This is a genomic window from Tepidibacter sp. Z1-5, assembly GCF_037844525.1.
Lineage (GTDB): Bacteria > Bacillota > Clostridia > Peptostreptococcales > Peptostreptococcaceae > Tepidibacter_A.
Window position 1 is genome coordinate 1 of record NZ_JBBMMD010000040.1, and the last position, 25,725, is coordinate 25,725.

Here is a 25,725-nt window from a genome sequence, read left to right on the forward strand (position 1 = left end):
TTGGGATTAAGAGCTATAATTTTTCCAAATTAGAGATTTGATCAATTGGTATTTTATAGTGAATAAATAATTACATTTGTACGAAATTTAGGTAGCTACTTTTAGTTACATAGCCTTATTCCAATGACCTTCATTTTTCTATTAAGCACTAATACACTTATTTTTTATAAATAAATTCCTCGTTTGTAAGTTCAAAACGATCCTTAAGTCCAGATGTTGTATAAACTTCTTTATCCTTAGTTACAAATATAGCCTCAACCCCATCCATTGACTCTATAAGCTTTATACCTTCATCAAGTCCTATTAAATAAGTGCTAGTAGATAGAGCATCTGCATCTATCCCTCTCTCTGTTATAATAGTTGTACTTATAACTCCAGTATCTGCAGGGTATCCAGTTGTAGCATCTAATATATGGTGATATCGTTTCCCATCTTGTTCGAAATATCTTTCATAATTTCCAGATGTAACTATAGATTTATTTTCTACTCTTACAACTCCAAGATATTCTCCTCTAATTTCTAAAGGGTTTTGTATTCCTATTCTCCATTTCGACCCATCTACTTTAGTCTCATACGCCATTACATTTCCACCTAAATTGACGAATGCAGATTTTATATCATTTTCTATAAAAATCTTCTTTATTTCATCTCCAACATAACCTTTTGCTATAGCCCCAAGATCTATACCTTGGTTTTCTCTTTTTAAGTATATGGTCTTTTGAGTCTCATCAAATACAACATCATTATAATCTATATTACTTATCGCCTCATCTATCTCACTTTGAGATGGAACTCTAGCCTTTTTAGTTCCTATCCCCCAAAGATTCACTAGAGGATATACAGTAAGATTGAATTTTCCATTTGTAATATAGCTGTATTCAAGTGATTTTTTAGCTACATACATAGTTTCATCACTTACTTTAACACTTTGTTTCCCTGCATTTTTATTTACAGTCATTACCTCACTATGGTCTATATTGGCAGACATTTTCTTTTCTATATCCTTTATTCTTTCTATACATTCATCTATAACCTTATTGGCCTTATCTTGGTCTTTATCATAGATCTTAAAATCTATTATTGTTCCAAGTGCAAATGTCTCTCTTGATACAGGAGTTATTTCCTTTTTAGAACAACCTGTAATTCCAAGTATTAAACTTATAGATAAAATAAATACCATTATTTTTTTCATATGTACACTTTCCTTTCACACTGATTTTGTCATCTAAAAAAAGAAACAATTAGCTTACCCTAATTGTTTCTTTTTTTTACCCTAGTTTGAGTGTTTTTAAAAAACTCTCTTTATTTAAAATAGTTTTAAATACCGGATATCCCAGTAATGTCACCACTGCAAATTCTCCAATTAATACATATGCTGCTGAACTTAAATATGGTAAATTGAATAGATAATGAAGCTCTGCTCCGATTATCAAACCATTTATTATACTCGGCCAAAGACTTGCTATTAATAAATTTTTGCTCTTACTTATTAAGTATACACTTATAAGTGTAGCTGTACTTCCTACTACAACATCCACCATTCCAAGTGGACTAAAGAAATTAGCTATAATACATCCTAAAACTAAGCCTGGTATGTAGATAGGATTTATAAATGCAAGTAAAATTAAAATCTCTGATATCCTAAATTGAATCGCACCATAACTTATAGGTGCTATAGCTATAGTAGCTACAGCATAAATAGCAGCAACTATTCCTATAATTGCTATTTTTTTTGAATCTAATTTCATATTATTATACCTCCTTGTTTTCTTTTAGAAGTGGTTATGCAAGGTGAACACTTCAGCAGCATTTTATTATAACATAAATTCCTAAGTTCAATCAATCTCTGAAATAGTGTATACTTATAGTAACAGCTTTAGAAGGAGAGATTTTTATGAAAAAAATTTTTATAGACACGGAAACAACAGGATTAAACCCTGGACAAATACTTCAACTTACATACTGTGTATGCGATATAAACGATAAAGGTGAAGAAAAGGTTGCATATGCTAAGAACTTCTTTTTTGATGTTGATTATGTAGAGCCATCAGCACAGCAAGTGCACGGATTCAGTGTCAATATATTAAAATCATTGTCAAACGGCCAAAAGTTTGAAGATGTTTATAAAGAAGTTGCAAATGATTTACAGGGAGGTATTTTTATAGCTCACAATGTAAACTTTGATAAAAAATTCGTAGAAGCTGAATTCAATAGGCTTGGTAGTGTAGTCTGGTATCCACATGATTTTTTCTGTACTATGGAATACTTCAAACCTATAATGAATTTAAAAAATAAAAGTGGAAGAATAAAAAAACCTAGACTTGAAGAATCCATGCAGTTTCTTCAAATAAAACCTGATAAAGTTTTAGATGGAGCTAAAAGACTTTTCAGCTGTGATGATGTAAACTTTCACGATGCTAGATATGATGTTGCTGCACTTGTATCTTGTTATTATAAAGCAAAAAAACTTGGTTATAATTTGTAATTTATAAATCTGTGAATTATACTTTTAAAAAAAGACATAATATATTCGTAGCACAAATCTAATATATTATGGAGGTATTCAAATGCAAAATAACAATGCTAAACAACAAGTTCAACAAGTTCAACAACAACTTCAAAGTGCTACTGATTGCTTAAATAACGCTCTTAGTACAGTAGAAAAAACACAAAACAGACAAAAGATACAAGAAACTTTAAATGCTGTTAACAGTGCTATGCAATCAGTTAACAATACTTTAAATAATTATCAAGAATAGTATAGATTATAATTTCTTACTTTAATATATCTATATAAAAACCACACTAGATTGTATTTAGTGTGGTTTTTAATAACATTTATTTTTACAGTTTTCACATCTATCTATATTATTTTCCTTCAATCCTACTCCAAATATAACACCTACAGTTTTTATTGGAAAAAACTGATAATGTTCATTAATTTTAATATAACTATTTTCATCCTTTAATAACTCAAATATTATTTTTTGGTTTGATACTTCAAAATCCCTTTCACCTGGATATATTTCTGCCGATATTTTTAAATCTGATATTTCATTTAAGATATTAGATTTTATTTTATCATTTATATAATCTAGTGCAACTATACCTATTTTGTCTAATACCATCCCTCTTATCATTTCATTATTATTAGTATAATAATTTATCCTATCTTCTATATCTTCTCCTATAGTGTACAGTGCTACATAAATACTTTTACATTCTTTTAATTTATCAAACGCATATTTTCCTTTAAGTATATATTTATCTTCAATAATTATTTGATTGTCATCATGATTTATTTTAAATTGTTTTAAATATACCTTTGGTTTTATAAACGTATCTGCTATATTACATTCTTCATCAATTTTTCTTATTATAATTTCTTGAGGTTTTCTTTTAAAATAACCTAGAAATTTTAGTACTTTGTTTTTATCTATATAAATATTATCAATATTTTTCATTATACCTCTATCCTATCTAATTCCTTATAACTCATTCTACCCGTTTCAATTGCACTTTGCAGATTTTTTACTGGTGTATCATTTAAACAATTACAACCAAAAGCACATAAATAATTATCATTTTCTCTCATAACTTTCATCAACTTTATAGTTTCTTTTTTTATATCTTCTGGTTTTCCTCTTCCTAAAAGTTCTATAGGATCAAGATTTCCTATTAGTACAATATCATTTGGTATTCTAGATTTCACATCTTCATAATTCATAATTTGATCCAAGCTTACGGCATCTAAATTACAACTCAACATATTATCTAATATATAAGAAGTATCTCCACATATGTGCATACTCTTCCAGCAAGTCAATTCATCGTATATTTTTTCTACATTCGGTACAACATATTTATCAAATCTTTCTGGATTTAAGGTAACTGCTGCGGGTTCTGACATAGATATAAATTTAGCCCCTGCCTTGTTCACTGCTACACTATATCTTCTAACAGTTTCTGTAGTAAACTCTATTAACTTTTCCACAAATTCAGGATTAGTTATTATACTTCTCAAAAGATGAGTAGCTCCCGCAAGCTGTACTGCTAATGTGAATGGTCCTTGTATAGAAACATACAAGGGTTTTTTTATATTATTTGCTATCAATGACAAACTTTCAAGGTTAACGGGCATTCTGCCACTCTTATAAGGATCTGGAATTTCATATTTTTTTAATATTTCTATATCTGTGATTGGATGGTTTAATACACTTGGAAAATCGTAATCTGATTTTAATATATCAAGACCCAATGTTTCACAAAAGATTATCCCATCACAAAATGAATATATAAAGTCAGACTCAAAGGTTTCATCCATAATCTTTGCCAATTCTAATTGCTTACTTGGATTTTCATACACATCATAGGCTTTATAATTAGTTAAAAATAATCCATTAGTTCCCATATCAGGAAGAAAAAATCCTCTTTCTTCACTATTTATATATTCTAATAAAGTCATTTTTATAGTCCCCCAATTAATTTATCTACAAGTTTTACTGCCTTTGGAGCATTTTCTGAATAGCCATCAGCGCCTATTTCTATAGCATAGTTTTGTGTTATACAACCTCCACCTATAATTACATATGGTTTTTTTTGAACATCTATGCTATTTAACTTCTCTATTAATTTTTTCATTTGGGTCATAGTAGTAGTCATCATAGATGAAACTCCTATAACCTGAGCTTCTTCCTTTATAGCTACTTCTATTATATCTTCATTATCTATATTTACTCCAAGATCTATAACTTCATATCCACTGGCTTCAAGCATAATTTTTACAATATTTTTCCCTATTTCATGAGTATCCCCTTTAACTACAGCAAAAACTACTTTTCCCTTGCTTTTTTTATTTATTTTTCCATAACGTCTTAATACTTCAAGTCCTTTATTTAGAGTATCTGCGCAAACTATAACCTCTGGTATATAATATTTTTTATTTTCAAATAGCTCTATAGCTTTATTCATTCCAAAATTTAACCCTTTATTATAAATATCATCTATATTAATATCATCACAGTTTAAAGCCTCTATAATTAAATTTTCGATATTTCGTTCTTCCATATTTACTATACAGTCTGAGATTTTTGTTAATATATCATTCATGTAATATCCCCTTTACCCTTTATTGATAGTTAAGATTAGCTGACCATACAAAATTTATTGGGAATACATCTTGTATAAACTCTTTAATATAGGGCTTTTTGTTTAAAGATTCTTCTTTAACTTTTCCTTCAAAAATCAATTTATTTAAAACCTCTACATTCTCTATCAAAAGTTCTTCATCTTTATATTTTATTAGATATTTTTCATTTAAATCTTTAAACTCCATATTATCTAAAACTTCCTTATCTACATATTGAGCAAAATAATCATATAAGCTTCTACATAGTTTTTCATAATTTATGATTTTTATAGTTCCATGAAGATGGTCAATACATGCTTCATCATATTCTTCTATATGATTGTTATAGTCTTTTACATGTACCCAATAATCTACATAATCTAAATCGTATTTATATGCAAGATAAGAAATAGTATGAGATATATAATTAGATGCTAAATTTAATTCTATAATTTGTCCTAATTTTTTACCTTGCTTATCTATTATTCTAATAACTATATATCCAATTAATTTATCATCTTTTTTTATTACTAATTTTTTATATGTATAGTTTCCCCACGGTATTGTAGCTGCTTTTAATAATATTTCAAACTCTTCTTTCGTTCTAAAATATCTTGTAGAGTTGTGATTGTACATTTGTATCATTTCATTTATATATTTTTCATTGTATTCTTGTATATCTAAGTTTAATGCAATATCTTTAGGAACCATAGTATACTTATAGAAGTTTTTAACTTTGCTACACATTCTTCTTGTATATAAACTTCTATCTCCTGATATCAGTACTATATCTACACCATCATCGTACATTTTTTCTTCTACTTTATCTAAAATTTTTGATGAATACCTTTTTCCCTCATGTTCTGGGTCAGTACAAACAGCTCCTATTGATGCAACTTTTAACTTAACTCCTTGTATAAGTACATCTTGAATCAAGTAATTTACATCTGACACTATATTTTCATTTTCTTGTATGACGATCATATTGTCTATATTATTTTTATTAAGAAGCAGCGGAAATTCTTGTTGCATAGTAGGATTATATCCATTAGATATTCTAAACACCTTATTTATAAGCTTTATAACCTCTTCAAACTCTTCTATTTTTGCACTCTTTGGCTTTATCATTTTTATCACCTTTAAACTAAATATTTTTGTACCAGTTCGTTTCTCAAATCATTATATTTCTTATAATCTAACGAATACTCCATCTTCACTTTTCTTTCAGGTAAAGCTCTCATTTCTTCTTTGTTACCTAAAAGATTTTTCATTTGATCTAAAATCTCATCTTTTGATATTCCTTTTTTCTCTATTTCCTTAAATATATTAAAGTCTTGAATTCCAAATAAGAAGTTTTTATATCTTACACTGTGCATAGGTTTTAAATTTTTCCCTGGATATACAAAGAACATGTCGCCTGCATTCCATCTAGGATATTTATAGCTTGCATCTTCAAAAACATTTCCAGGCCATATACCATATGCCCATCTTAAAAATCCATCAACATCAAAATAATAAGTAAACCATCCTTTAAGTCTACTTTCTATTAAAGGTGATTTTAAAAATATATTCAGTTTTTCTGGAAAACAGCATGAATACCAAGTTAAAACTCCACCTCTTTTATTAATTTCTTTTTTAAGCTTTTCTATAGAATCTATATTATTTACAAATTCACAAGTATTAAGAGATAATGATTGTATATTATCACCGTGCTTATCAAAAAACTCTTGATGATGGATTGCACATTTATACTTTATTTTATACTCTGGTATAGCTGATTGTATAAAATCAGAGCACTCTTTGAATATTTGAGCATTATCAGGCTCATCGCTCATTATTTGAACCTTTTCCCATAATCCATTATGTACAAGATGATTAAAAAGCAAGGATAAGTAAGCTTTTAATTCTTCTTTATTTTTTATATAATCAAAGCATCCATCATTTTCATCATAATATATAACTCTTAAAGCATCTTTGTGTTCTTTTATAGGATTTCCAAATAAAAAAGCATCCCAATTTCCTATAAGTCCAAATAAATTAATCTCTTGTTTTATTCCATGCTTAAAGCATATATCTATATATCTATCTAAAAAAGAAAAATCACACTTTATTTTTCCTTCTTTATCCTTAAATACTTTTACAATGTTCATCTCAAATAAATTAGAGAAGTTTTCGTCAACTTCAAAACATCTTTGCCCAGCCCATGAATAGTCTGTAACTACAAGATCTATAACTCTTTGTCCTAAATTCCCTAAGTCCTTAATATAATTATCTATTACTTCAAAGTGTTCATCTGAAAAATACTCTACATCATATACTCTTGCCCAATTACATAGGTGTTGCCATAAATCCAAGAAAAATTCGCCTTGTTTTATTGGTCTTAATGTATAATCTATAACTTTAATTTCTAACTCTTTTTCTGCTATCATCTTTTCTCTGTCATATCCCTCAGAGTAAAAGGCCTGGACCTTTAATTTAATAGTCTCTTTACCATAATTTTCAGGAATTTTTCCTTCTATCCAGATCATCTGGTAATTTTTTTCTATATATAACAAATTTTTATCTAGTATAGGATCTGCAACTAAATTTTTCATATCATCTTTTACATATCCTAAAAAGTTCATTTTGAAATGTTTTCTTAAATTTTTATCTATATCTAATTCTAAACGAATTTTATTTCCTAATCCTTTCCAATGAATATCATTAGTTTTTCCTAACTGACAGAAATAATCTTTATCTGAGTTTATAAGAACTTGAAATCCAAATTCTTCTTGTTTTAATATATTAATTTCTCGATTCATTTCTATTAAGTTTTCTTCATTTCCTTTTATATGCTTTACAGATGAATCATATAACTTCATATCAAAATTCAAATTAAACACCCCTTTATCCCTTTATTCCAGAAAGAGTAACTCCTTCTACAAATCGTTTTTGTAAAATTAAATAGATTATAAAAGATGGTAAAAAAGTTAATGTAGATCCAGCCATAATCAAACCATAATTAACAGTATATTGCGCATTTAAGCTTGAAAGTCCCACTGTCAAGGTTCTAACTGAATCATTAGTTGTAACAATTAGCGGCCATAAAAACTCATTCCATGCACCTATAAATGTAAATATAGTAAGTGTTATTATTGCGGGCTTTATTAAAGGAACTACTATTTGAAAAAATATTCTAATATCAGAACAACCATCTATCCTAGCTGAATCTATTAAATCATTAGGTATATTAAGTATTGCCTGTCTCATTAAAAATACACCAAAAGCAGTTGGTATAGGAAGTATAAGTGCAAGGTAACTATTAATCCACCCTAATTGTCTCATTATTATATAAAGCGGAATCATCGTTACTTGAGAAGGTATTATAAGTGTCATAATCATAAAGAAAAATAATTTTTCATTTCCTGGAAACTCTTTTTTTGCAAAAGCAAATCCCGCTAAACTACTAAACAATACATTTAATACAACACCTGATATAGCTATAAATAAACTATTTAAGAAGTAATGAACAAAATTAGTATCTCTAATTATAGTTATATAGTTTTGTAAAGTTATATCAGCTAAAGAAAAATCGAAATTGTAAGCTGTATACGTAACCTTAAGTGATGTTATTACCATATATATAAAAGGAACTACCATACAACTTGCAATCATAAGTAAGACTATGTTTCCAATTATTCTTTTTATACTTTTCATATAGTTCCTCCTTAGTAAATAGATTTATCTTTTTGAAGTAGTTTTCTTTGAAGTATTGATATAATTGCGATTACAAGAAATAATACATTTGCAACAGCCATTGCATATCCAGCTCTGAATTGCTTGAAAACCAAATTATATATATGTAATACCATAGTCATAGTAGATACACCAGGTCCTCCACCTGTTAATGTATATACAAGATCAAATGTTTGAAGTGACCATATACAACCTAGAAAAACAACCATTATAGTAGTAGGTTTTAAAAGTGGTACAGTTATATAAAAAAATTCATGCAGTTTGCTCGCTCCATCAACTCTAGCTGATTCATAATAACTCTTTGGAATATCCATAAGAGCTGATATGTATATAACCATAAAGTACCCTACATTTTTCCATATTGATATGCCCATAATTGTAGGCAATGCAAGTTTTGGATTTCCTATCCAGTTAGGAGCGTTAAATCCTAAGTAAGTAAAAATTATATTAAGTGGTGAAGCTTCTCCATTAAGAAATATTCTCCATACAATTCCAATAAGAATCATAGAAGATATTACAGGGACGAACATAGCTCCCTTAACAAATTCATTTAATCTACTTTTTTCCATTTTAGTTATCCATACAGCAATTAATAAAGCAATTGTAGTTTGAATTGGTACAACCGCTGCTGTATATATAATTGTATTTTTAAGTGACGCTATAAACATCTTATCTTGAGCAAGATTTAGATAATTTTTAAGTCCAACGAATTTTGCAGGAGCCATAATATTATACTTTGTAAAACTAAAATATATAGACATTATTATAGGAAGTACATAAAAGCTTAGCAATAATATACCTATTGGAAGTATATATCCATAAGCTGCAGATTTTTTGATTATTTTTCTTTTATTAAAGCTAAATACTGTAGATTTTTTTAAATCTTCATTTTCATTTAAAACTATATCTTCCATAAAAATCTCCTCTTCAAATCTAAATTTAGAATTACCACTTCAAGATCTACAGTATATCCTGTAGATTTTGAACTAATAATTCATTTATCCGAAAGCTAAGAGTTCTAAAGCTCCATCCTTTTAAAGATGGACATAAGAACTCTATAGCTTCTGGATTGGCTCAGCTAAAAATTCAGCCGGAGTCAAAACTCCATCTGAATTGAGTTTCGCTTTATATTATTTATTAAAATTACTGATCTTCTTCTAATAAGTTATTTGCATATTTAGCTGCCTCATCTAAAGCTTCTTTAGGTTCTACTTCTCCAACCATCATTCTTTGTAGTTGCTTCCATAGGTAATCATAAACCTCAACACCATGAGGAGCTACAACTAATGGTCTGTATATTCCTTGATCATTTTCTATCATTTCTTTTAGTTGTGGATCTCCTTGATATGGTTCATCTTTAGATATTGGAGCTCTTGGATGATATTTATGGAATTTTGTCATAGATTCAGCACTTAACATATGTTGCATTAAGCTAAATGACAATTCTTTATCTTCAGCTGCTGACATTAAAGTTAATTGATCAACTGATGCAAATGTTCCCATATCCTTATTTTCTAGTGAAGTTATAAATCCATAGTTAAGGTCTGGGAATGACTTGTCTAGTATTTCATGTGCCGCTGATGAAAGCCAAATTGTAAATGCAGATTTTCCAGGTCCAAATGTAGTTTGTAACATTTCTTTATTAGTTTGTGCCATTGCATTATCTGGAATTACTTTATCTTTAAACTTAAGATCATATAAGAATTGAGCAGCTTCTAATCCCGCTTCATCATTAAATCTTACAGTTTTTAAGTCATCATTATAAAGTTCTCCACCTGCTTGCCATAAAAATCCATACCAGTTCCAGTTAAGATCTCCAAAGAAGTTTGCTCCCCATCCTTGAGAGAATCCCCATTGATCTATTTTTCCATCTCCATCAGTATCTATTGTCGCTTTTTTAGCTATTCTTCTGAAGTCTTCCCAAGTTTTCGGAGGTTCTTCTCCAAGTTTCTCTAATATGTCTTTGTTATAGTAAAGAACTGCTGGATTTGCAGCTTCTATTGCAAGTCCATATATTCCATCTAACATTTTACAGTCATCCATATAGATGTAATTTTCCATATCTTTTTCTGTTAGGTACTTTGTTAAATCTTCAACTGCTCCCATTTTGATGAACTGTGGAAACATTTCTGCATACATGTATCCAACATCAGGCCCTTCTCCTGCAGCGATTGCAGTTGCATATTTTTCAGGGTATCCTTCCCAAGGTATTATTTCTAAATTAATTTTTACGTTATTTTTTTCTTCAAATTCTTTAAGTATAGGCTCCCAGACAGGCTTATCGTTTTCCCCGATAGGAGGTAACCATACAGTTAACTCTTTTGTCGCTTCTTCTGCTTTTTCAGTAGAATTGGCTCCACATCCTGCTAGAACAGATACTGTCATAACTAAAATTAAAGCCATGGCAAATATTCTTCTCATCTAATAAATCCCCCCATATGTTTTAATTTCTAAAAATTCTATACACTGAAATAATACAATATTCGCCCCAACTTGTCGAATAGAAATTTCCTATACTGGAATCTGTTGTAATAAAATTTATCTATATATCGAAAAAATACAATTTTCTTAGAAACTAAAAAAGGACTATAATAATTAAAAATTATTATAGTCCTTTAAATTTAAATTAAAGCTTGTGCTAATAACATAATTCCTGAGAATGCTGCTATTATACCCATTAGAGGCATTATAAATTTCAACCACTTATCATACGTTACATCTACCATAGAAAGAGTTACTAATATAAGTCCTGTAGGAGTTATAAAAGCCATTAACCCTTGTCCATATTGATAAGCACTAACAATAACATCTCTTGGAAGTCCAACAGTATCTGCAAGAGGTGCCATTATAGGCATAGATAAAACTGCAAGACCTGATGATGATGGAATAAAGAATCCAAGAACAGAGAATATAAACAGCATTAATATAGCAAATATTCCTCCGTTCATTCCTTGAACTACATGTGTAGCACTATTAAGTATTGAGTCAGAAATAAGTCCATTATCTAATATTAAGTTAACTGCTCTTGCTACCCCGATTGTAAGTGCAACACCTACAAGATCAGCAGCTCCTGCAACAAAGTGATGAACGGCTTCCTTCTCACCCATTCCAGAAATAACACAAATAATAATACCAACTACAAAGAATAGCGTTGTCATTTCTAAGAACCACCATCCCTGAGATGAAACACCCCAGATCATAACACCAAAAGCAGCTGTAAATATAGTTAACATAAATTTACGTCTAGCTGTAAACTCTGGAACTTCTTTATTTTGATTTAAGAATTTCTTCTCTAAGTCTTCTTTTTGACTAAATATAAGAGACTTTGATGGGTCTTTCTTGATTTTTTCAGCATACTTTATAATATATACAACAGTTATTATAGTAGCTATTACAAGACCCGCCATTCTAAATTTAAGCCCATTCGTAAATGCTATTCCAGCCGCATTAGATGCTATAACTGAAGAAAAAGGATTTACAGTTGAGAACATTGTACCAATTGATGATCCCATGTATAGAGCAGCTATACAAACAATTGCATCATAACCTGCAACCATAAACACCGGAACTAATATTGGATAAAGCGCTATCGTTTCTTCTGCTAATCCAAAAGTTGTACCACCTAGAGCAATTAAGAAAGTAACTACAACTATTAATAAATACTCTCTTCCCTTTGTTGCACGAGATAAACTTGCAAATCCTGCATCAAATGCTCCACTATTATTTAATACTCCTATTATACCTCCAATTATAAATACAAACATAACAATATCTATTGTCTCATAAACACCTTGAATAGGAGCTTGAATAACCTCTTTGATTCCTTGAGGATTACTTGGAAGTTGTTCATATGTATTAGGGATTGCTACAGCTTTATAAATACTTCCATCTGTAAATTTAGAAACGTCTATTTTTATTCCTAATTCATCAAGAGTTGCCTGAGTTCCCTCATATTCTTTAGTAGAACCATCTGGTGAAGTAACAACAAACTTTTGTGTAGAATCATCGTATAATAGTTTACCATAAGACCCTGCTGGAACTGTATGAGTTAATACTGCTGCTAAAATCAATACAATAAATAATACCGTGTAAGCAGTTGGAAAACTCATTTTTTTCTTAGTTTTTTGCATTTTTAATACCCTCCTTTTTTATTTTAATAATTTAACTAAAGCTGATGAATAAACCTCTATTGCTGTTTTTATTTCATCTAGCTCAATGTACTCGTTTGGTTGATGCTCTGTCTCTTTTGAATATGGAAAAGCTGGTCCAAAAGCTACACAATTATCCATAGCTCTTGCATAAGTTGCTCCACCAGATGAAATAGGCTGACTTTTTGTATCTCCAGTAACTTCTACATAAGAGTCCATCAAAGTTTTTACTAATTCTGAATCAAGAGGAGTATATATAGATCTTAAGTAATCATTTTCTTCAATATCAAAACCATATTTTTGTGCTACTTCATTCAATCTGCTTATAACAAAGTCCTTTTCAACAGTTACAGGAATTCTAATATCTATATTTAAAACCTCTTTGTCTTCATCAATATTTATCTTTCCAATATTAAACTTCAAATTACCTGAAGCTTCATCTATACATTCACCAAATATCTTAGTTGCATATGCATCTTCCTTAATATTGTCTACCACAAAATCTATAGCTTTTGATTTAAGACCAATTTTGTTCATAGCTATTAATAACCTAGTTATAGAATTGACACCTTTTTCTGAATCTTTAGCATGCACACTTTTCCCAATAATTGTTATATTGTTATCTTCTCTTTTATATTCAAATCCTAAATCCTTAAGAGCTTCTTCTAACTTCTGTGGATTTTTAGATTCATAAGACATATTTGAAGGAACAGAATTATAAGCATCTCCACCATTTAATCTTATATCTGTTTCATTTTTAGCAACTAAATCAACTTGTAAAAGACCTTTTTCTGCATATATTAGCGGAAAATTAGCATCTGGAGTAAATCCATAATCAGGTATTATCTCTTTTTTGTTATATTCAGTGATTCCCTTCCAAAGGTTTTCTTCATCTGTACCATATATAAATCTTATCTTCTTATTAATTATAGCATCAGAATCTAGTAATGCCTTAAAAGCATACATTGCGGCAAGAGTTGGTCCTTTATCATCTTGAGTCCCTCTACCAAATAATTTTCCATCTACAATTACAGGATCAAAAGGATTCGTATTCCATTTTTTCAAATCTCCTGCTGGAACGACATCTAGATGTCCCAATACTCCAACCATTTCTTCCCCACTACCATATTCAGCATACCCATAATATCCATTAGGATCATAATATGTTTTAAAACCTAATTTTTCAGCAATTGATAGCATTTCTTTTAAAGCATCGTCGATATTTTTTCCAAAGGGATACTTACTATTGTCTTCTTCATATACACTTGGTATTTTGATTAAACTTTGAAGATCGGCAACAAAATCATTAAAATTTAATTCGATTTTTTCTTTTATAATTTTCATACATAGCCCCTTTTTATATTTTTTATGTTCAATAAAAATTTTATATAAAATTTAAAAAAATTTCTGTTGCCTAGGTCACAATTTGTCAAAAAAAAAACAACCATGTCATAGTCATGATTATTCTTCTAATGGTATATTTGTTAAATTTTTAAGACCTTGTATATCTTTTATTATTAATTTCCTATCTTTTACTTCTATAAGATTTCTATCTTTAAAAATTTTAAGTACATTTGTAACAGTAGTTCTGTTGAGCCCTATTCTATTAGCTATTTCTTCATGAGTTAATACTATACTTATATGGTTTTTGAAATTTATATTTATATCTTCTGTGTAATAAAGTCTTACTAAAAAGTCTGCTAGTTTTCCAATAGAATCATTGAATTTAAAATTACTAAGTTCTATCATAATCATTCTTTGTTTTCGTATTATACTCTTCAAAAAATAGTTATACATATTAGGGAATTCCATTAGCTTAGTTTCTAAAATTTCTCTATTAACAATGGATATTTTGGCATTTTTTAATGCCTTATACATCACAAAAGTTCTACTATTATCAAAAAAATCTGTTTCTCCAAATATATCTCCAGCTGTCATCCTAAAAAAAATTATCTCATCTCCATTTTTAGAATACATGATTTGATTAAACTCACCTTCAAGAATAACATAAATGTTATCTGGATTTTTTTGATTTATAACATGACCTTTTCTCAAGGTTTCAATTTTACCATAACCTGATAAATTATTTATAAAAAAATGGTCCATTTCCTTTTGTATTTCTTGATTAAAAATTTTTTCATACATAATAATACCTCTCAAAATAATATTAACACCTACATTATAAATATTACTAGTCGAATTTCTTTTTTTGTGCAATAGTAATTTTATTTTATCAGATATTCACTAGCGTGCTTTTATATTTTAACACGTTAATCGTTTTATTTCCAATGGTACATTTGATCATGATAACCATGTATAAATAAATACATTTTTGCTAAAAATATAATTTAGAATATATAATTTGGAGGCTCTTATAGTGAATAGAGAAATTATTTCTGATAAACAAGGGGTATCTATTGTTGCTATTTTTATAGCAGGAACGTCTTCTATACTCTCCCTGGGACTTGAAGCAAAAAAAGATGTATGGTTGGCTATTATATTATCTATAATTATGGGTATTGTTGTATCTCTTATATTCGTTAGACTACACCTTATTTTTCCTGATAAAAACTTATTTGATATTTGTGAAATCTGCTTTGGGAAATTCATAGGTAAGATATTTATATTACTATTCACCTGGTTTGCTTTTGAAGAAGGGTCTCAAGTTTTAATAAACAACAGTCAATTCATTAGAGATACTGCTCTTATGGAAACCCCTATGGTTATGCCTAGGATAGTTCTTTTATTCTTATGTGTTTGGGCTGTTAAGGAAGGAATTGAAGTAATAGGTAGATGGTCAATTTTTTTTATTATACCATTTATACTATTTGTACTTATTGAAGTATTATTATTAGTTCCTAAAATGGATATAAATAATGTTTTTCCTATATTAGATAAAGGAATAACTCCTGTACTTAAAGGAGCTTATTCATCTTTTACATTTCCTTTTGGAGAAACCGTTATGTTTGCAATGATTTTCTCACGTTTCAAGACAAAAAAATCATATTATAATGTCTATATATTAGGTTTATTAATAGGGGGAATATGTGCCCTACTTCTTTCTTTATCTACTGTTTTAGTTGTAATTCCATCAGACGCGTTACAAAAATATTACTCTGCATATGATACTGCTACAAGGATAGATATAGGAGATTTTATTCAAAGACTTGAAATAATATCATCACTTGTATTTATGATAGGAGGTTTTATTAAAATAAGCATACTTTTACTTGCTACATGTATTGGAGTCAGTAAATTATTCAATTTTAGTGATTATCGCTTTATAGTAATACCAATTTGCTTACTTCTTCTTAATTTATCATTTATTGAATTTGATAGCAGAATGGATTTTGTTGATTGGAACTCTTCAGGTTGGCTTTATTATACTTTTATATTTGAAATATTCTTACCTGTTATTGTACTTATTGCTGCTAAAATAAGAATATCAAAAAGATGCCCTTAATAAGAGCATCTAATTTAAATATCTCCATGAATTTTATGTTTTTTTATCAATATTCAACTCCCGATTCTTCCTGAACTGTTTTAATAAATACCTCCACTAAATCAGGGTCAAACTGAGTCCCTTTGTTTTTTCTTAATTCCTTAAAAGCTTCATCTTGAGCCAAAGATTTTCTATATGGTCGATCAGATATCATCGCATGATATGAATCTGCAACACATACAATTCTGGCATGTATAGGAATAGACTCCCCTGCCAGTCCATCTGGATACCCCTTTCCATCCCATCTTTCATGATGGTTTCTAACACAAGCAATAATTACTGGATTTTTTACAATATGTTTTGCAATATTATTTCCTAATATAGTATGATTTTTTATTATATTAAATTCTTCATCTGTTAGCCTAGTGGGTTTATGAATAATCTCATCAGGAATTCCTATTTTTCCGCAGTCATGTAATAATGCTCCTATCCTTAATACGTACTTGTCCCGTACTGACAACTGAAGTTTTTCAGCAAGTAAAAGTGAATATCTTGTCACCAATTCAGAATGTTTACCCGTATACATATCCTTAGCATCAATAGCTGCACTTATAGCAAAAGCCGAATCTATTAAGATTTCTTGCTTTGCAAACTCAATAGAAGCTTGTAGTATTATTGTATCTATCTCTTCCTTATAGATACAACACTGATTACGACCATTTTGTTTTGCAAAATACATAGCCTTATCAGCTTTTTCTATTAAATCCTTTGCATCTATTGAATCATCAGGATAAGATGCCAAACCAATACTAATGGTAACTGGTAAGTCCCCAGAATACTTTTGAATTTTTTTAGATTTTATAATATTGATTCTAATATCTTCTGCTAAACTAAAAGATTTTTCCTCAGTATAATTATCCAACATCACAACAAACTCTTCTCCGCCATATCGAAAAATCAATCCATTTTCTTGTGCTGATTCCTTTATAATGTTTCCTATTTCTTTCAAAATCATATCTCCAATGGTATGTCCATGAATATCATTTATTAATTTAAATTTATCGATATCACAAAATAACACTGTTATTGGTCTACACCCTAAACTTATTTTTTCATTAAAACACTCATAAAAATATCTATGATTATATAACGAAGTTAATCCATCTGTATTAGAAATCAACCTTAAATGTTTGTTTTCTTTTTTATATCGATAAATGCTATGATTCATTTGATTTAAAGATTTTGCAAGAATATTAGAAAAATTAATAAATTCATTTGGTCCCTTCGTTTCTATATGTATTGGTAAATTTTCATCTCCCATTTTAGTAATTTCGTTTTCAAATGCTTTCATTGGGTAAACAATCATATTTTTTAATTTAATACCTAATAGTAGACTTAAAATACAAGATAAAATAAAAATAAAGAAAGCATTCTTTCGCATTAATCTAAGTGTGGAGAGAAATATATCCCTTGATTCAACAACATAGAGTTTTCCTAATTTCTTGTCAGAAATATCTTTAATAGCTATACTTCCAATAATCTTTGATTTTCCTATCTTAAATATTTCTTGATTGTTTAACTTTCTAAGTATACCAATACTTTCTTTATTTATTTCTTTATTTATTTCTGTATTTGAAACAATCTCATTCCCATAAGAAAATAACATATTATATCCGAACTTATCTTTTATATTCTGAAGATATTCAGGCGTGATTTTTTTACCAAAAATAACCACACCTCTAGAAGGCCCTTCATAATTTGATAAAAGAATAGGCGAAATTCCTATAATGTACAAATTCCCGTTATACATCTTCATACCACTTGGATACTTATTCTTTTTATCATATCGACCACTTAATACACGATTAATGGTTTTATCATCAAGCAATTGTGTATCATCGATATATTTTAGTCCATATTGGTCAATAATTTTTCTATTTTTATCTGCTATAACTATCAAATCTATAGAAAAATTATCTGGACTCCACTCAGAATAATTCATTTTAAACCATTCAAGGTCTTCTTCTTCTATTTTTTGATAGAAAGTATCCCATATCCCACTATCTGTTGCTAGTTCTCCCAATGCTAATGCCTCTGATTGGAAAATTTTATCTACTTTATCTGCTTTATCAATTACACTTCTCTGCTCTATTGTTGAAAAGTATGTAGATACAACTATATTATTCAATATTAGATAAGTGATTAATGGTATAATTGTAACGATTAACATATAAACTCCTACTTTAAATCCTAAATTGTTTAATAAACCTTTAGTATTTTTCTTAAACATTTTGATTCACCTACTCCCCGCAATATATTTTTTCCTAATTTCATCATTTTTAAGTTAATTATATAATATTTTCTCGAAAAATGTTAGTTCTAATAATAGTATAGCAAATATTAACTATACTATTAAAAATTTCATTTGATTTTTAAATAAAAAACCGCACCAGATTATATCTAGTACGGTTATATTCTCTGTAACATGGTTAATTTCGATTACTTTTCTTATGTTCATACATCAACTTATCAGCTCTAACCATTAATTCCTTAATATCAATTGGATTTTCAGGATCAAAATATGAATATCCTATGCTCATAGATATATTAAAGGGATGATTGTTCTTGTAATTAAATTCCATTTGTCTATCTAAAAGTTTATTTATTAATTTTTTCCCATATTGTTCATTTACATTCATACATAAAACTGCAAATTCATCTCCACCTATTCTTGCAAGTACGTCATTTGCATTAAATGTATCTTTTAAAATATTTGCAGCGCCAACTAATGCACAATCTCCTTGATTATGAGATAAATTATCGTTAATAAACTTCATACCATCAATATCAATAAAAAATAATACCATTCCTTTTTTATTACGTCTTGCAAATTTAATTTTATGCTCCACTATACTAAAAAAACCTCTTCTATTATATAATGATGTAAGTTCATCTGTAAGAGATTGAATTTTTAGTTTTTCACGAATACGTACTTTTTCAGTAGTATCTCTAATAGATAAAAGATATGCTTCCTTACCTTCCCAATCTGTTTCTGAAATACATACTTCTCCAATAATTTGATTACCATCCATATTATTTATTGTAATTTCTTTAATCCCATTTTTAATATCATCGAAATCTAAAATATCAAATATTAATTTCTCATAGTTCTCACCAAACAGCTTATTTGCTGCCGGATTAAGATAGAGTATTTTTTTATTGTGATTAATTACTACTAGAGCATCTGTATTACTTTCTAGAATTCCTCTATAATTTTTTTCAAGCTTTCTAATAGTTTCGAATGCTTTTTTTAATTCATTATTCGTATCTTCAAGTTCTTTACTTTTCTGTACAGCATTTTCAAATGTTGAAAGTAGAAGATCTATTATTTGTATTCTTTCTGAATTAATAAAATGCTTTTCTCCTGCAAAAAAAACTTCAATCCCCATTTCACCAATTTTATTTTTTCTTAACTCTACATTAATTAGCATATGTTGAATTCGTGAAACAAGAAATTTTTCCTTATATGGTTTTGTTATAAAGTTATCTGCTTTAACTTTTAATCCTTTTATAACATCTATGGGGTCTGAAAGTGATGTAAGTAAAATGACTGGAATATGATTTAAAGTATCATCCTCTTTGATTCTTTGACACAATTCATATCCATCCATTTTAGGCATAAGTATATCTGTTATTACTAAATCAGGAATAAATTTATTAATATATTCTAAAGCTTGCACTCCATCATTTGCAATTATTACTTTGTAATTTTTTTTCTCAAGAATAAACTTTAGTTGTTCAGCTTGAGTTAAGCTATCTTCAACAACCAAAATTTGTATTTCTCTATTCATTTATATTATTCCCCTCCCTGTATATTAATAACTATTGCTATCTTTCAACTCTATATTTTACCAAATAATTCTGCAATTTTTTCAGGCGAAAGGATGTATTTAGCGGCATTAAGCTTTATAGCTTCTCCTGGCATACCATAGACTACAGAAGTCTTCTCATCTTGCGCTACAGTAATTGCATTTTTATCTTTTAGCAATTTCAACTCTTGCGCTCCATCTTTTCCCATGCCTGTAAGAAGAATAGCCATTGACTTTTCACCATAATACTTTGCAACAGATCTAAATAAATATGAAACTGATGGCCTTAACCCATTTTCTTTTTCACCTCTATTTAAAAATATTTGTCCATTAGATCTAACCCCCATATGAAATCCATCTGGTGCAAAATAAATATGTCCAGGTAATGCCTTTTGTCCTTGTATTGCTATATGTATCGGATACTCTGTAAATTTAGAAAGCCAATCAATAAGTCCATTTAAAAAACCAGGCGATATGTGCTGTACAACAAGTATAGGAATTTTAATATTATGTGGAAGTTTAGAAAATAAAGTTTGAAGAACAGGAGGACCTCCTGTAGATACCCCTATAGCTGCTATTTTTAAATCAGAAAATACATTGTTTGGCTTAATACCACTTGATAAATTTAGTTTAATATTTTTATAATCGGCTTTACGCTTTACGACTTTTACCTCTGACATTAATTTAACCGTATCAGTAATATTTTGTGATATTTTATAAAAATCATCGTGATTTATTCCTTCTGGTTTTTCTATAACAGAAACAGCTCCAGCTTCAATAGCCTTAAAAGTTCTATCTATATCATGTGAATCAATAAGCCCACTTATTACTATGATAGGTATAGGATTTGTCTCCATTATCCTTTTTGTTGCTTCAAACCCATCCATTACAGGCATACTTATATCCATAGTTATTATATCAGGCTTATTTTTATTTATAAACTTAATTGCTTTTTCTCCATTATCAACTACTCCAATTACTTCAATATTCTCATCAGAATTTAATATATATGTTATTAATTGTTGAATAGTTGGAGAATCTTCAACTACAAGTACTTTAATCATTTTTTACACTCCTGAATAAATTTTTTATCTTTATATTAATCTTTTTATAGTTTCTAACAAATTATTTTGTCGAAAATCACTTTTTACAATATAAGCGCTAGCTCCAACATCTATACCTCGTTCCTTATCTTCTCTTGATTCAAGTGAAGTTACAAGAATAACAGGTATTTCAGAAATTTCACTATCATTTCTAATTTTTGATGTTAATTCAAATCCATCCATTTCAGGCATTTCAACATCTGTTATTACAAGATCAAATTTTTCAGATTTTATTAACTTCCAACCTTCAAGTCCATTCACTGCAGTTTTTACACTATATCCATGGCTTTCCAATATATTTTTTAAAAGAGTTCTTGATGTAATTGAATCTTCTACTACAATAATCATTTTGCTTTGAATAATATCTTTTTCACTATTATCAATAATATTTAAAGATTTATTTCCATTTTTAAGTGATGATTTTATTAAATCATTTACAGCTAATATAGGTACAACCTCTCCCGAACCTAGAATAGTTGCTCCTGTAATATTTCTAACTTTTTTTAATTGTTTATTAAACCTTTTTACAAGCACTTCCTGCTCTATTATTATCTCATCCACACTTAAAGCAATTTTATTTTCCATATCATTTACTACTAAAATTGAAATAACATCACTAGATGATTCTTCTATTCTTTTATCTTGTATTTCTAAAATATCTTTTAGCCTTACAATAGGAATAATATATCCATCTACTAATATAGTAGCTCTATTTTCGATTATTTCGACATCATCTTTACTAACTCTCATAACCTTTTCAACTTTTCCAGTTGGTATTACAAAATCATGTTTTTCTACCCTTACAATTATTCCTCTATTAGTTGAAATAGTTATAGGAAGCATAATTGTAAATGTAGTTCCCTTTTCCTTTTCACTTTTTAAACTTATCGTCCCTTCAAGTTTTTGTACTTTTTCATGTACAATAGCAAGCCCTAATCCTCTACCCGATATATCTGTAATTATATCACTAGTAGAAATTCCCGATTTAAAAATAAGCATTTTTGCACTTTCATCATCAATAGAATTAACTTGTCCTTGTGTCAAAACACCATTTTTAACAGCTTTTTCTTTTAATTTTTCAATATCTATTCCCACACCATCATCAGAAATTTCAATTTTTACTGTATCACTGCTTACCTGTATAATGTTCAATTTTATTGTTCCTTTAGAAAATTTTCTAATACCATGATCAATACAATTTCTAATAATATGCATAAAAGGGTCTTTCATTTCTTCTAAAATTCTTCTATCAATTTCTATTTCTGTTCCCTTGCTTATAAATTCAATTTCCTTACCCATATATCTAGACAAATCCCTAACCATCTTAGGAAATATTTCTATTATAGAAGAAAAAGGGAGTAGCATAATTTTTTTTATATCTTCTATAAAAGTATCTGTCATCGTTTCTATTGTTTTTGCCTCATTTTCAGCAGATTTTAACAAAGTTCCTATATTATTTTCAAGCATTTCAATAAATGTATAGTCATTTTCTTTTTTCCATAAATCAAGTAACTCCTTGATTTCTTTAATTTCCTTAGCTCTTTGAATAGAGGTAAGTTTTGCATAGATCATTTCTTCTCCCTGAAGTAATAAGGAATCCAATTTAGATTTAGAAACTCTAACAATTTCGCTTGCTCTGTCTTCATTAACTTTAATAATATTACTATCTTGTGTTTTTATGTCTTCTTTAATTTTTATATCTTCAAAATCTTTTATATTATTAATATTTTCTTCTTGTACATACTTAGGTTTTATATTTATATCAGGTTTTATATCTTTATTCAAATTTACATTACTATCAAATTTTATTGATTTATTTTTTGTCAAACTACCACATTCTATTTTTTTTAGTTTCCCCATAATCACTGAAACATCTTTGATTTCATCTTCATTTAAAGAAAGAATATCTTCTATCGTGTCAATAGATTCATTGAAAACATCAAACATTTGTTCATTTAATTCTAATGTTTCTTTTTTTGTTTTAGAGAATATATTTTCAAGAATATGACAAAGACTTTCAATCTCTTTCATACTCACTGCTCTTGATGCACCTTTCAAACTATGAAATTCTCTATGTATCGTTTCAACAATTATTTTTTTATCTTCTTCAATAGATATTTTTTCTAATTCAAGTAATGACAAGGAAATAGTTCTTAAATGCTCATGAGCCTCTATTGTAAAGGTAGAACGTAGCTTTTTAAAAAACTCAGCATCATTTATATGCATTTCTATCCTCTCTTCCCTAAACCTTGTATTTTTCATTTAACTGCTTAAGTCTATATCCCATTTCTTGAAGTCCATTCGTTGCCTCTTCTAGTTGTTTCATGCTATCAACATTTTGAATACTAGCCTCATTTATGCCCTCCATTGCAATTGCAACCTGATCCATTCCAATCAACTGCTGCTGGCTAGATGCTTCTATCTGTATAGCTGACTGTGCAGATATATTTATATTTTCCATAAGTTGATGTATAGAGTAACCCGCTTCACCTGCTTGTTTCATACCTGCATCAACAAGCTTTATACCTTTTTCTGTTGTCATTACTGCCGTATTCGCAGCTTTTTGTATATCTCTTAATATATTTCTTATCTGCTTTGTACCTTGTTTTGATTGTTCTGCCAAATTTCTAATTTCCTGTGCCACTATAGAGAATCCTTTTCCATGTTCTCCTGCTTTAGCTGCTTCTATTGAAGCATTTACAGCAAGAATATTAGACTGTTCAGAAATATTATCTACACTCTCTATAAGTTCACTAATATTTTGACTTTGCTCACTTAAGGCTATTATACTTTCTGCAATTTCTTGCATTTGACTATTAATAACATTCATCCCTTGTAATGTATCTTCTGTTGCTTTACTTCCCACTTTTGATATTTCAAGTGATTTCTTTGCGCTATTTGAAACGTTTTTTGTCTTTTCACTTGATACATATACAGTCTGTTTTACTTCCTCAACAGTTGCTGTTGTTTCACTAACTGCTGAAGAAGTTTGAGCTGCTCCTGTTGTAACTTGAGTAAGTGAAACTGTAATTTCATTCACAGAAGCTGCAAGTACATTTATTACATTACTAGTTTCTCTTGTTTGTTCTCTAAGATTGTTTAGCATATTACCAATGGCTTTTGTCAAAGTTCCTATTTCATCTGATCGTTTTTCTTCGTCTACTTCAACAGTTAAATCTCCCTTAGCTATTCTTGAAGCAACATTCGCCATTTTTATCAATGGAGTTGCAATACTGGAAGATATAATAACTGAAAATATTATTATTAATATCGCTGCAAATATTAATATAGCTATCATTATATTTTTTAATTTATGTGCGGATTTGAATGCTTCAACTTCATCTATTTTAACAAGTATAGCCCACTTTAAATTATCAATATTTAATGGAGTATATGCAACAATCGATTCAATACCATGATAATCAGAATATGTATCAACATCCGTCTTTCCATTCATTACAGCGTCTGTTCCTTTTGTTTTTATTTCCTTTAAAAGTATATCACATTTTGTTGCCTTTATTTTTTCATCTTCCTCATCTTCCACAAATCTAGTATTGCTTCGTAATTTGTAATCTCGTCCAATCAAAACAACTTCTCCGCTATTACCAAGATTTAACGATTCCCATTTATTATTATTCGATACAATTTCATCTATTTTATCTGTTCCCACTTTAAAAATAAGAACACCAATTTTTTTATCACCTTTAAAAATAGGCGAAGCTATACCTAAGATTGGCTTTTCATCAGAAGGGCTATAGAATTCATAATCTGTAATTGTTGTAAAATTTTTATCGTTACTATTTATTGCAGTTTCATATGCCTTTTCAATATTTGTATCTTTATAAGGTCCAGTCAAAAGATTTGTCCCAAAATCCGCTTCTTTAAATGCTGAATATAAAACATTACCACTTGAATCTACAAGCAATACATCTCCATGCCCTAGTTTATCAACAAAATTTGTAAATGTAGGACTATATTTTTCATGCACACCATTGTAAGAACTGCTATTTAATCCAGTTTTAATAAACGCTTCCATAGCCTCTATAACAGATGGTTCCTGTGCCAGGTAATTAATTCTATCTTGATTAACTTTAAAATAATTTTCTATTTCTTTTTTCTTTGTATCTCTTATAAAAGTAAGTTGGGCAGCAGCCTCTTTTTGTAACGATTTTTCTGAATTATAATAACTTAATTCACCTATAATCACAGCCGGTATAATAGCTAGTAGCAAAAAATATATTATTAACTTTCCTTTTAAGCTTTTAATAAACTCTTTCTTTATCATATTTACATTTTCCCC

General features: G+C 28.8%; 21 protein-coding genes. 3 read left to right on the plus strand and 18 right to left on the minus strand.

The features are described 5' to 3' along the window. Positions 1-157 precede the first annotated feature (157 nt). Both WJW32_RS10025 and WJW32_RS10030 read right to left on the minus strand, forming a co-directional pair. Positions 158-1,192 carry an FAD:protein FMN transferase gene (locus WJW32_RS10025; RefSeq protein WP_340257878.1) on the minus strand — a complete coding sequence of 345 codons (1,035 nt, stop codon included), beginning with the start codon at positions 1,190-1,192 and terminating at the stop codon, positions 158-160. A 76-nt stretch (positions 1,193-1,268) separates the two neighbouring features. Next, a complete protein-coding gene (locus tag WJW32_RS10030; RefSeq protein WP_340257880.1) occupies positions 1,269-1,748 on the minus strand; it encodes a QueT transporter family protein in 480 nt (159 codons plus the stop codon). Positions 1,749-1,894: 146 nt separating this feature from the next. Between WJW32_RS10030 and WJW32_RS10035 the strand changes: the two genes are divergently transcribed. Beyond that, positions 1,895-2,485, plus strand: a complete 591-nt coding sequence (locus tag WJW32_RS10035; RefSeq protein WP_340257882.1) for a 3'-5' exonuclease — start codon at positions 1,895-1,897, stop codon at positions 2,483-2,485. Between the two features lie 82 nt (positions 2,486-2,567). Continuing rightward, positions 2,568-2,759: an EscE/YscE/SsaE family type III secretion system needle protein co-chaperone gene (locus tag WJW32_RS10040; protein WP_340257884.1), complete on the plus strand. Its 192-nt coding sequence runs from the start codon at positions 2,568-2,570 to the stop codon at positions 2,757-2,759. Positions 2,760-2,828: 69 nt separating this feature from the next. Here WJW32_RS10040 and WJW32_RS10045 read toward each other — a convergent pair whose 3' ends face one another. From WJW32_RS10045 to WJW32_RS10095, 11 genes are all read right to left on the minus strand, one after another. Continuing rightward, entirely contained in the window at positions 2,829-3,464 is a 636-nt protein-coding gene (locus tag WJW32_RS10045) for a hypothetical protein (RefSeq protein WP_340257886.1), read from the minus strand. After that, on the minus strand, positions 3,464-4,465 hold the full coding sequence (locus WJW32_RS10050; protein WP_340257888.1) for a uroporphyrinogen decarboxylase family protein: 1,002 nt from the start codon (positions 4,463-4,465) through the stop codon (positions 3,464-3,466). Before WJW32_RS10050 ends, WJW32_RS10045 begins: the two co-directional genes overlap by 1 nt. Positions 4,466-4,467: 2 nt before the next feature. Then, entirely contained in the window at positions 4,468-5,109 is a 642-nt protein-coding gene (locus WJW32_RS10055; protein ID WP_340257890.1) for a cobalamin B12-binding domain-containing protein, read from the minus strand. Positions 5,110-5,128: 19 nt separating this feature from the next. Next, on the minus strand, positions 5,129-6,256 hold the full coding sequence (locus WJW32_RS10060; RefSeq protein WP_340257892.1) for a GNAT family N-acetyltransferase: 1,128 nt from the start codon (positions 6,254-6,256) through the stop codon (positions 5,129-5,131). Positions 6,257-6,267: 11 nt separating this feature from the next. Beyond that, on the minus strand, positions 6,268-8,001 hold the full coding sequence (locus WJW32_RS10065; protein WP_340257894.1) for a DUF4091 domain-containing protein: 1,734 nt from the start codon (positions 7,999-8,001) through the stop codon (positions 6,268-6,270). Between the two features lie 13 nt (positions 8,002-8,014). Continuing rightward, the gene (locus WJW32_RS10070) at positions 8,015-8,824 is read right to left on the minus strand and encodes a carbohydrate ABC transporter permease (protein WP_340257896.1); all 810 of its coding nucleotides are present in this window, start codon (positions 8,822-8,824) and stop codon (positions 8,015-8,017) included. A gap of 11 nt (positions 8,825-8,835) precedes the next feature. Beyond that, the gene (locus WJW32_RS10075) at positions 8,836-9,777 is read right to left on the minus strand and encodes a carbohydrate ABC transporter permease (RefSeq protein ID WP_340257898.1); all 942 of its coding nucleotides are present in this window, start codon (positions 9,775-9,777) and stop codon (positions 8,836-8,838) included. Positions 9,778-10,006: 229 nt separating this feature from the next. After that, positions 10,007-11,284 (minus strand): ABC transporter substrate-binding protein, encoded by a 1,278-nt coding sequence (locus WJW32_RS10080; RefSeq protein WP_340257900.1) that lies wholly within the window; start codon positions 11,282-11,284, stop codon positions 10,007-10,009. A gap of 200 nt (positions 11,285-11,484) precedes the next feature. Continuing rightward, complete coding sequence (locus tag WJW32_RS10085; RefSeq protein ID WP_340257902.1) at positions 11,485-12,993, minus strand: YfcC family protein; 1,509 nt, start codon at positions 12,991-12,993, stop codon at positions 11,485-11,487. Positions 12,994-13,011: 18 nt separating this feature from the next. Next, a complete protein-coding gene (locus tag WJW32_RS10090) occupies positions 13,012-14,355 on the minus strand; it encodes a M20 family metallopeptidase (protein ID WP_340257904.1) in 1,344 nt (447 codons plus the stop codon). A gap of 117 nt (positions 14,356-14,472) precedes the next feature. Beyond that, a complete protein-coding gene (locus tag WJW32_RS10095) occupies positions 14,473-15,156 on the minus strand; it encodes a Crp/Fnr family transcriptional regulator (RefSeq protein WP_340257906.1) in 684 nt (227 codons plus the stop codon). Between the two features lie 232 nt (positions 15,157-15,388). Here WJW32_RS10095 and WJW32_RS10100 point away from each other — a divergent pair, with 232 nt between their 5' ends. Continuing rightward, positions 15,389-16,474, plus strand: a complete 1,086-nt coding sequence (locus tag WJW32_RS10100; RefSeq protein ID WP_340257908.1) for a GerAB/ArcD/ProY family transporter — start codon at positions 15,389-15,391, stop codon at positions 16,472-16,474. 46 nt (positions 16,475-16,520) lie between these two features. On the opposite strand, the gene WJW32_RS10105 is transcribed toward WJW32_RS10100, so the two are convergent. The 5 genes from WJW32_RS10105 to WJW32_RS10125 form a co-directional block, all read right to left on the minus strand. Then, a complete protein-coding gene (locus WJW32_RS10105; RefSeq protein ID WP_340257910.1) occupies positions 16,521-18,743 on the minus strand; it encodes a diguanylate cyclase in 2,223 nt (740 codons plus the stop codon). 199 nt (positions 18,744-18,942) lie between these two features. Further along, the gene (locus tag WJW32_RS10110; protein ID WP_340257912.1) at positions 18,943-20,304 is read right to left on the minus strand and encodes a diguanylate cyclase domain-containing protein; all 1,362 of its coding nucleotides are present in this window, start codon (positions 20,302-20,304) and stop codon (positions 18,943-18,945) included. A gap of 50 nt (positions 20,305-20,354) precedes the next feature. After that, positions 20,355-21,386, minus strand: coding sequence for a chemotaxis-specific protein-glutamate methyltransferase CheB (gene cheB / locus WJW32_RS10115; protein ID WP_340257914.1), 1,032 nt, complete (start codon positions 21,384-21,386; stop codon positions 20,355-20,357). A 30-nt stretch (positions 21,387-21,416) separates the two neighbouring features. After that, complete coding sequence (locus tag WJW32_RS10120) at positions 21,417-23,651, minus strand: hybrid sensor histidine kinase/response regulator (protein ID WP_340257916.1); 2,235 nt, start codon at positions 23,649-23,651, stop codon at positions 21,417-21,419. Between the two features lie 16 nt (positions 23,652-23,667). After that, complete coding sequence (locus WJW32_RS10125; RefSeq protein ID WP_340257918.1) at positions 23,668-25,710, minus strand: methyl-accepting chemotaxis protein; 2,043 nt, start codon at positions 25,708-25,710, stop codon at positions 23,668-23,670. Positions 25,711-25,725: the final 15 nt, after the last annotated feature.